This window comes from Motilibacter aurantiacus (assembly GCF_011250645.1).
In the GTDB taxonomy this organism is placed as follows: domain Bacteria; phylum Actinomycetota; class Actinomycetes; order Motilibacterales; family Motilibacteraceae; genus Motilibacter_A; species Motilibacter_A aurantiacus.
Genome location: NZ_JAANNO010000001.1, coordinates 883,557 through 892,840 on the forward strand (window position 1 = coordinate 883,557; position 9,284 = coordinate 892,840).

The 9,284-nt window shown below is 73.5% G+C and carries 5 protein-coding genes; 1 reads left to right on the forward strand and 4 read right to left on the reverse strand.

The genetic code is table 11. The features are described 5' to 3' along the window. Positions 1 to 7 precede the first annotated feature (7 nt). Together G9H72_RS20890 and G9H72_RS04020 are read right to left on the reverse strand one after the other, a co-directional pair. Positions 8 to 2,455, reverse strand: a complete 2,448-nt coding sequence (locus G9H72_RS20890; protein WP_196790639.1) for a family 43 glycosylhydrolase — start codon at positions 2,453 to 2,455, stop codon at positions 8 to 10. A gap of 230 nt (positions 2,456 to 2,685) precedes the next feature. Then, on the reverse strand, positions 2,686 to 4,599 hold the full coding sequence (locus tag G9H72_RS04020) for an amidase (protein WP_166167571.1): 1,914 nt from the start codon (positions 4,597 to 4,599) through the stop codon (positions 2,686 to 2,688). A 190-nt stretch (positions 4,600 to 4,789) separates the two neighbouring features. Between G9H72_RS04020 and G9H72_RS04025 the strand changes: the two genes are divergently transcribed. Continuing rightward, entirely contained in the window at positions 4,790 to 7,219 is a 2,430-nt protein-coding gene (locus G9H72_RS04025) for a bifunctional lysylphosphatidylglycerol flippase/synthetase MprF (RefSeq protein WP_166167573.1), read from the forward strand. Between the two features lie 50 nt (positions 7,220 to 7,269). Here the strand turns inward: G9H72_RS04025 and G9H72_RS04030 are convergent, their stop codons facing one another. Next, complete coding sequence (locus G9H72_RS04030) at positions 7,270 to 8,061, reverse strand: TolB family protein (RefSeq protein ID WP_166167575.1); 792 nt, start codon at positions 8,059 to 8,061, stop codon at positions 7,270 to 7,272. Between the two features lie 395 nt (positions 8,062 to 8,456). Continuing rightward, positions 8,457 to 8,819: a DUF6578 domain-containing protein gene (locus G9H72_RS04035; protein WP_166167578.1), complete on the reverse strand. Its 363-nt coding sequence runs from the start codon at positions 8,817 to 8,819 to the stop codon at positions 8,457 to 8,459. Positions 8,820 to 9,284 lie beyond the last annotated feature (465 nt).

Consider the following 9,284-nt stretch of genomic DNA (forward strand, 5'->3'; position numbering starts at 1 on the left):
CGGGCGGCTAGGGGTGCTCGATCTTCACGTTGTCGAACCAGGCACCCGCGCCGCCGGCACGCAGCCCGTTCGCGCCGACGGTGTGCGAGGTGTCGACCGCGCTCAGCACGGGAGCGGCGGAGCCGTCCACGTACACCTTGATCGACGAGCCCACCGCCTCGACCCGCACCCGGTGCGACCGGTCGCCCGCGACCGTCAGCGGCGCGGACGCGATCGGGGTACGCGTGCCGCCGCGCCAGCTGCTGATGCTCACGCCGGAGGGGGTGAGGGCGGCGTAGTAGCCGGAGAAGCCGCTCGCGCCGCCAGGGCGGTTGCCCACCCGGAAGACCAGGCCCGCCTCGCTGCCACCGGCACCGAGCCGGACGTCGGCCTCGTACTCCAGATTGCCGAAGTTGGTTTCCTGCAACGCCATGGTCCCTGCCGTGGCGGGAGCGGCGTACGTCCCGTCGGCCGCCGACCAGAGCCCGCCGTACGTCCGCCAGCCCACGGAGTTCCGGTCCTCGAAGTCGTCCTGGACCAGCATCGTCACGGGTCGGATCGTGCCGTCGGGGTTGAAGTACATCCGGTCGTACGACAGCGCTCGCGAGTTGCCCTCGGACTCGGTCAACGGGCGGCGGTGGTAGAAGATGTACCAGATATCGGTGCCCGGGACGTTGATGACCGAGTTGTGGCCGGACCCGCGGGCGACCGCCGCGTCCTGCTGCAGCACCCGGCCGAGCCGGTTGAACGGGCCCGTCGGGGAGTCGGCGATGGCGTAGGACACCGCGTAGTTCGGGCCGGTCCAGCCGCCCTCGGACCACATCAGGTAGTACTTGCCCCCGCGCTTGAACATGAACGAGCCCTCGACGTAGTTGGTCGGGGTGATCTCCTTGAAGGTCGTCCCGTCCGCGAACGTCCCGAGGCTGATCATGTCCGGGTTCAGCTTGACGACGTTGGCGTGGCTGTGGCCGCCGTAGTACATGTACGCCTGGCCGTCGTCGTCGATGAAGACGTCCTGGTCGATCGGCTGCGCCCCGTTGTGGAACTGCCCGATCAGCGGCTTGCCCAGGGCGTCCTTGTACGGCCCCTCGGGACGGTCTGCGACCGCGACCCCGATGCCCCCGAGCTGGTTGTTGTTCTGGATGTCGTTGGCGGCGAAGTAGAGGTAGTACTTGCCGTTGCGCTCGACCGGCGCCGGCGCCCACAGCGCGCGTCGCGCCCACGGGACGTCCGCGATGTCGAGGATGTTGGAGTGCTTCGTCCAGTGCACCAGGTCGGTGGACGAGAAGGCATCCATGAACGTCTGTTCGTCGTACCCGCGCGACGTCGTGGGGTAGACCCAGTAGCGGTCGTCGTAGAGCTCGATGTCCGGGTCGGCGTACCAGCCGCTGACGATCGGGTTGCCCGCCTCCGCCGTGCCGAGGTCGAGCGGGTGGCCGCGCTCGATCATCGCGTCGAGCTGCGGCAGGAGCGCCCCCTTGGCCGCAGGGCTCACCTTGCCGGCCTTCGCGCCCGCCACGGCGGCCCGCGCCTCCGCGAGCTTGCCGGCGCCGCTCAGCTCGAGCAGGTCGCGCGCCGTGCTGCCCGCGATCGAGCCGTCCCGCGACAGGGCTGTGATGTCCGCCGACAGCCGCTGGGCCGGCGTCCGCGGGGTGAGCAGCGCGTCGAGCGGCACCGTCAAGCGGCTGCGGGCGTCGGCGCCCAGCTTCGAGCCGGCCGCAGTGTCGAGCCACTCGCGGGCGGCCTGCAGGTGCTCGACCCGGGTGTCGTAGTCGTCGGCGGACTCGGCGGCCGCGAGCAGCGCGCGCAGGTCCCGCTCCGCCGACCGGGCGATCGCCTGCTCCCCCGCGAGGGCGTCGAGGACCGCGGTGACGTCGGAGACCGCGGGGACGACCGGGACCTCGGGCACGAAGCCCTCGGGCAGGAAGAACGCGTCGGCCGGGATCGGCTCGCGGGCCTGGCTCGCGCTCGACCAGTCGACGTGGAGGTTGGAGCCGCCCCAGTTCTCGAAGTACTCGACCTTGAACTCCACGCGCTGCCCGGCGGTGAGGCGGATCGGCGCGCTCGTCTGCGGGCGGTCCCAGTCGTCGACCCAGTGGTCGATCACCAGCCGGCCGTCGACCCAGATGCGGAACCCGTTGTCGCCGGTGACGTGGAAGCGGTAGTCCTCGGTGAAGCCGGGCAGCAGCTGCCCGGTCCAGCGCACGGAGACCTCGTCGTTGTAGCCGGTCGCGTCGAGCAGCGGGCCTTCGAGGCTGTCGAAGTCGAGGTTGGCGTCGACCCGGGTGGACCGGTACTCGACGAAGTCCCCGAGCCCGGGGCCGCTGGACAGGTAGTAGTCGCCCTTCAACCCGTGGCGGTCCTGCTCGGCGCCGGTCGCCGGCGCGCCGGAGATCGCCGGTGCGATCAGGGCGGCGAGCGCGAGCGGGATCGCGCCTCTGCGCGCCAGTCGCGCGCGTGGGGAGCGTGGGTGCATGGGACGGCCTCCTGAGCCCTCGTTGGTTCACTGGGTGACCAGCGCGAGCACCGGGTCGGCGGCGCGCGGTCACGGCGGCGCCTGGAGTAAACCGTGGCTTACCGGGGGCTTGTCAACGATGTCACGCAGATTCGGACGAGAATCCACAGCGAGGCCGACCGGAGCGCACATGCGCGAGGCCCCGCCCGCGCGGGTGCGCAGGCGGGGCCTCGGGGGCGTAGGGGACGAGGTCAGCCGTTCTCGATCGCCTCGACCGCCCGGTAGTAGGCGAGCAACTGCTCGGCCTGCGCGACGAGGTCGTTGCGCACCTCGACGTCCTGGGCGTCGCCCTTGATCTGGTTCTTCGCCTTGGCGATGAACTGCTCGAGGTTCGCGATCGGCACGTCCTCGCTGTCGCGCAGGGACGCGGTCGACGCCCGCGTGACCCGGTCGGCCAGGTTGTCCCTGACCTGCGCCTTGAGCCGGCCGGCGGTGACGTACGCGTTCATCGCGTTCTGCAGGGAGGTGAACGTGACGCTCGGCAGGGTCGGCCACGTCGTGGTGGTGAGGTCGCGGTTGATGACGCGCCCGTCATACGCCTCGGCGTAGTCGTAGGCGTAGCCGAGCAGCTCGGCCTCGCTCCACTTCACGTCCATGAACAGCAGGTTGAAGGGCTTGCCGTTGGCGTAGGCGCCGTCCGGCACGACCACGCCCGGGAGCTGGGCGATGTTGATCTCGGAGACGGTGCTGGCCGAGACGCTGCCGTTGAAGATCGGGCCGACCTCCTGGACCTGCTGCGGGAACATCAGGGCGTCGAGGTCGTTGTCCGCGATCACCCTGTTGAACACGCTCAGGTAGCGGTCGCGGTTCGCGAGGAAGCCGGACAGGTCCGGCGGCGTGCTGTGGTCGCCGAGCATCCCGTTGATGCGGGTGTCGCTCGCGAAGCCGTTGGCGTCCGCCCACGCGTTGAGCTCGGCGATGGAGTGCACGGCGGCGCTGGGGCCGAGCCGCTTGAGGTACTGCTCGATCGCCCAGTTGTTGCCCGCGTTCGTCACACCGGAGCTGCGCAGCTCGTTGAAGCCGGAGCCGGCGAACGGGTCCTCGACCACGATCGCGCCCTGCTTCTTGAGGTTCTCGACGGCCTTCGCGTAGAGCTTCGCGGTCTCCGGCGACAGCGCGCTGTTGTTGCCGGTGCGCCAGCCCGGGCCGTACAGGCCGATGCGCTTGCCCTGCAGGGCCGTCGTGGACAGCTGCGAGGTGTAGCCACCCGCGGGCACGACGGCGCCCTCGGTCAGCGGGTCCTCGGCGGTGGAGCCGGCCAGGACGTCGAGCATGATCGCGGCGTCCTCGACGCTCTTGGTGAGCGGGCCGAGCACGTCGCGGGTCAGGCCCGCCAGCGGGAAGTTGCCGGTGTTGGGGATCAGGCCGAACGTCGGCTTGACGGCGTAGAGGCTCTGCGCGGACGCGGGGTTCTGGATCGAGCCGCCCGTCTCCTCGGCGATGCCCGCGACCGCGAAGTCGCCGGCCACCGAGGTCGCCGAGCCGCTCGACGAGCCGCCCGGCGCCCAGGCCTGGTTGAGGGCGTTGTACGTCGGGCCGTAGGCGCTGTTGTTGGCGTTGCTGCCGCTGCCGGCGAGGATCGGCAGGTTGGTCTTGCCGATGAAGACGGCGCCGGCCTCGCGCAGCCGCTTGACCAGCGGCGCGTCGGTCTCCGGGACCAGCGCGATGCCGCCCGTGATGGGGGACGTGAGCGGCCAGCCCGACGTCGTCGGCATCTTCTTGACGTCGAGGGAGTCCTTGATGACGATCGGCACGCCCTCGAGCGGGCGTGCGGCCGCCCCGCTCCTGCGGCGCTCGTCCGAGGCGGCCGCGTCGGCGAGCGCCTCGGGGTTCATCTGCGTGAACGCGTTGTAGTACGGCTCGTAGGCCGCGATGCGGGCCTGGAAGGCCTGGACGAGCTGCACTGAGGTGTACGTCCCGCTCTTCAGGGCCTCGAGCGTCTCGGTGATCGTGAACGTCGTGGGGTCCGCGGCCGCCGCGCTCGCCGCGGCGGGAGCGGGCGCCGCCTGGGCGGTCGGCGCGCCCGTGGCCACCAGGCCGGTGGCCAGGAGCGCGCTCGCGGCGAGCCCGGCCGCTCCGGCCCGTCGCCGGGAAACTGCGTGCATCAAGGAGTCCTCCAGTGCGCATGTCGCTGGTGCGCACGAACGTAGAAGCCGCGTGTTTCTCCCCCGTTGCTGACGTATTCCGGCTTTTCCGATGGCGTCCGGCATTCGGACGGGCCGGGACGGCGCGGTCGGTCGGCCGGTGGCAGCACGCGGGCTTGGGTCGGCGCGCGACCGACCCGACACCTTGACCATGCAGAGCGCTCCCCGCGAACTCGCCGTCGTGCAGCGCCGCCGCCGGCTCCGGCTCGTGCCCGCTGCGGTCACGGCCACTGCCGGCGTCGTCGGGCTGGCCCGGGGCGTCCTGCCCGGCGGCCCCGGGGACCTGCTGCACCTGGACGCGTCCGACCTCGGTGACGCGACCCTGGCCGGGCGGGTGCTCGCGGCCCAGGTGGGGGTGTCGCTGCTGCTGTCCGCCCGCTGGCTGCTGCGCGGGTCGCGGGACGCCTGGGTGGTGGCGGTCACCGCCTCCGCGGTCGGAGCCGCGCTCGGCGTCCTGGAGGCACGCTTCGTCGTGCTGTCGGCCGCCTGCGTGCTGGCCCTGGCCCTGCTCGTGTCCACGCGCGCCAGCCACCGGCTCGTGGAGCGGCCCGACGCGTGGCGGGAATGGGTCTGGCCGGTCGCGCTCCTGCTCGGGCTCTGCGCGTACGCCGCGTCCGCGTACGCCGAGATCGCCCTCCACCACCCCGGCCCGTCGTGGACGCCAGGGGCGGTCGCGCGAGCCCTGCTGCCCGGGGCCGAGGCTCCCACCGCGGCGCTGTCGGCGTTCGCGCTCTCGGTCCAGGCCGGGGTGTGCGCGGTCGTGCTGGCAGCGCTCGCCGCGTGGTGGCTACCGGGCCACGTCGTGCACCGGATGCCGCGCGCCGACGTCATCGACTTCGCCCGGCGGCACGGCACCGCCTCGAGCGCACCGCTGCTCGGCCTTCCGGACAACACGGTGCTCGAGCTGTGCGGGGGCGAGGCGCTGGCGGCCGTGGCGGTCCGCAACGGGATCGCCGTGTCGCTCGGCACGCCCGTGGCTCCCGGGGACCTGGAGACCGCCGCCCTCGGCGAGCTCACCTCGACCTGCGAGCGGGCCGGCTGGGTGCCCGCGCTGCTCGCCCTCGACGAGCGCCAGCGCGGCCTGGCCGAGAGCGCGGGCTACTCGGTCCTGCAGATCGGCGTCGAGGCCCGGCTCGACGTGGCGGCCTTCAGCACCGCCGGCAAGCGCCGGGCGAACGTACGGCACTCGGTGACCCGCGCCCGCAAGGACGGCGTGCAGGTGCTGCGCTACTCGGACGCCACCCGCACGCCGCAGCGCGACGGCCAGCTGACGGCGATCAGCGAGCGGTGGCTCGCGGACAAGGGCGGGCCCGAGCTCGGGTTCACCCTCGGCAGGTTCGACCTCGCCCGGCTCGAGGACCAGGAGGTGTACGTCGCCGTCGTCGCCGCCGGGGAGCCGGGCGAGCAGGTGGTGGGCTTCGTGACGTGGCTGCCCTACCGCGGCGGCGCGGAGGCGGTGCTGGATCTCATGCGCCGGGTCGACGACGCGCCACCCGGCACCATGGAGACGCTCATCGTCGACAGCATCGCCGACTTCGCCCAGCGGGGCCGCCAGGGCGCGAGCCTGGGCGGGGTCCCGCTCGCCACCGTGGGCCAGCGCGAGGGACGGATCCAGGAGCTGCTGGGCTGGCTCTACGAGAACGGCGGGAAGGTCTACCAGGCCCGCGGCCTCTTCAGGTTCAAGGACAAGTTCGACCCGCAGTGGGCGCCGATGTACCTCGCCCACGCCGGCAACGCCGACCTCCCCCGGGTCGCCCTCGCGGCGCTGCGCGCGTACCTGCCGCCCGGCTCGGTCCGGCAGGTGCTCCCGACCCTCGCGTCGGCGCGCGCCGCGTGGGCGCGCCTGGTGGGCCGTGCCCGCGACGAGGCCTCCGCCGTACGTGCCCGGCACCGCGAGCTGCGCTCGCCCGTCGCCCGGCCCACCGCGGCGGCGTGGGGCGTCCCGGCCGCGCTCGCCGTCGCGGCCGGCGCGGCGGGCTCCTTCCCCGGGCCGCTGGGCCTGGAGGTCGCGTCCCGGTGGGGCTGGTCGGTCGACCGCACGCTCGCCGGCGAGCCGTGGCGCGCGCTGACGGCGATGCTGCTGACCCGCGACGCGTTCATGCTGCTCTCCCTGGCCGCCCTCACCGGGCCGCTGCTGTGGGCCCTGGCCCGGGTCGTCGGGTCCCCGCGGGCCGTGCTCGTCTTCGCCGGCGGGGCCGTCTGGGGGTACGTCGGCACGACCCTGCTCGTCGCCGCGCTCGCGGCCGGCGGCTGGGACGTCGCCGAGCGCGCCCGCGCGACCCTCGACTACGGCCCGTCCGGCGGCACGGCGGCGGTGGCGGCCGTGCTCGTGGCCCTGCTGCGCCGACGCCTTCTCACCCGCGCGGCCGTGGGCGCCCTGGTCGTCGGCTCGGCGCTGCACCACCAGATCGCCGACGTCGAGCACCTCGTGAGCTTCGGGACGGTGCTGCTGATCGCAGCGGTGGTCGGGCGGCGGGGTGCGGTGGCCGCTGGGCCCGACGGGGCGGAGCCGGGCTCGCCGGCGACGGCGGCGGAGCCGGGCGCGCCGGCGGCGGCGGGGCGCGAGCTCGCTGCTCGGTGAGATGCCCGGCCCGGCCGGTGGTGGGCGTGATCGTTCGGCGTCCGCGGCTGTCAGGGCAGCCGGCCGCGCCAAACGATCACCGGGCGGCTGACTGCAGGCGCGGCGTCAGCCGATGAAGCCCGGCAACTGGACGACCGCTGCGTCGTCCACCTCGTCGAGCAGTCGGGTCGCCTGCCCCGTGGCCGTTCGACGGTGAACCATCCGGCGTTGCCCGTGTCGGGCGAGCCCGGCTGCCCGATGACGCTGACGACAAGGCCCTCGGAGGTCCAGCCGCGGATGCCGATGCCGTTGTCGCCTGCGGGTGTGAACGGAGGCCGTGACAGCTCGGTCCGGGTGCTCGCTCCGCCGTCGACCGGCGCCCTGAGGAGGTACCAGCGTCCGCTGCGGTCGCTCGCCGCCGTGGCGACGCTCGTGCCGTCCGCCGACCACGTCCACCCGGCTTGCTGGAACGGCGACGCCGGCTCCGGCACCTCGACGGTGACGTGAGTGGCGAGGTCGCGGTCGAAGACCCCGACGCCGAATCCGCCCGACTGCGCCTCCTCCACCGCGATCCGCGAGCTGTCGGGGGACCAGGCGACCTTGAAGCCGAACCCGGGGGGCGGCGTGGTCAGCTGCCCCGTCGCCAGCTCCACGACGGCGGCGCTGTTGCCCTCGGTGACGGCGATCGCGGTCCCGTCGGGTGACCACTGCAGGCGCAGCAGCCACTGGCTGTGGAGCTCGTCACCGCGCAGGGCGACCTCCTGCAACTGCCTGGTGGCGAAGGTGAAGACCGAGATCGACGACAGCGCCTCCCCCTCGGCGCACCGCACCCACGCCAACCGCGACCCGTCCGCAGAGATCACGCTCGTCGCCTCCGTGGCCGCGGTCGCCCTGACAGCTGCGGCCGCGGTGTCCGTGTGGCCGGACCGCCAGGGTGTGGCGCTGTCGATGGCCCCACACCTGAACCAGGGCTCCCCACTGCCGGCCGAGGAGGTCCAGTGATCCCGCAACTGCGCGAGTCCCTGCACGAGGTCGCCACGCACGCGCCTCTTCCCGACCCCTCCGGCTGCGGTCCTGGCCAGCGCCGGGCCGCGCACGGCGACGAACTGCTCGAAGCTGATGTCGTCGCGCCGGCGAGTGCTCACGTACACGTAGACGCGAGGCCGAGGTGGAAGGGTTGCAGCCGCCTCCTACGTCGCGCCGCCGGCGACCGCCGACCCGACCGCGACACGGCCGCCGGCTTGCACCGGGGCGGCGACTACTGATCGACGGTGCGGACGGTGACGCGGAAGCTGCGGCCACCGCTCGTCGCGAGGGCCTCGCCCGTCTCCAGGTCCTGCAGACGACCGTCGTCCGGGGCCGCGCCGGCCAGCGCGCGCCCGCTGGGCAAGCGGAGCAGCGGCCGGGTGGCGCCACCCTCCTGGACAAGGCGGATGTCCACGACTCGTCCTCGCACCTGTCGGCGGGGCTGGACGTCCAGGTCGTGGTGGGTCTCGATCAGGCGCACGTGGCCGTCGGGGTCCGTCCAGCAGATGCAGTCCAGGTCGACGAGTTGATCGCGGGCGATGGCCTCGCCGCAGCACTCGTGCTCCCAGTCGCCCACCTCGACCTCGACGTCCACCCGCGCAAGCTTTCCGGTCGGCCCCGCGACGGGCTCCACCGGGACTGCGCGGTGCGGGCGGCCGGCAGGCCGAGCTCTGGCTGCCCGGGCAGCAGCGAGCAGGCCGTGGCGAGGTTCGACGCCCCGTCCGCCGTCCTGTCGTGTCGGCTCTGGCGAGAAGCGGACGTCGTTCGGCGGGCCGGCGAGGCAGGTGGACCTCGAGCCCGTCGTCGTACCCCTACACCCGGCTCCGCCGTCCGTGCGAGTGCTGGACGTACGTCCGGACGAGCACGCACCGTGCCCGGGTGGGAGGCCGAGAGCTCGCCCGGTGAGCAGTGCTCGCATCTCGGCCCGCTCATCGCCGCTGCTGTCGCCCGGCGGTGACGGGGTGCGGGTCACCCGGGCGCCGATGCAGCCGCGGAGGCCCTGCCGGCTGGGGTTGTCAGCAGGGCCTTCGCGGCGTGTCGACCGAGGACCGCGGCGTAC

Excerpts from the sequence above, each read along its gene's own strand:
- G9H72_RS04025 (WP_166167573.1), top strand. The coding sequence starts at position 4,790 with ATGCAGAGCGCTCCCCGCGAACTCGCCGTCGTGCAGCGCCGCCGCCGG.
- G9H72_RS20890 (WP_196790639.1), bottom strand. The coding sequence starts at position 2,455 with ATGCACCCACGCTCCCCACGCGCGCGACTGGCGCGCAGAGGCGCGATC.
- G9H72_RS04020 (WP_166167571.1), bottom strand. The coding sequence starts at position 4,599 with ATGCACGCAGTTTCCCGGCGACGGGCCGGAGCGGCCGGGCTCGCCGCG.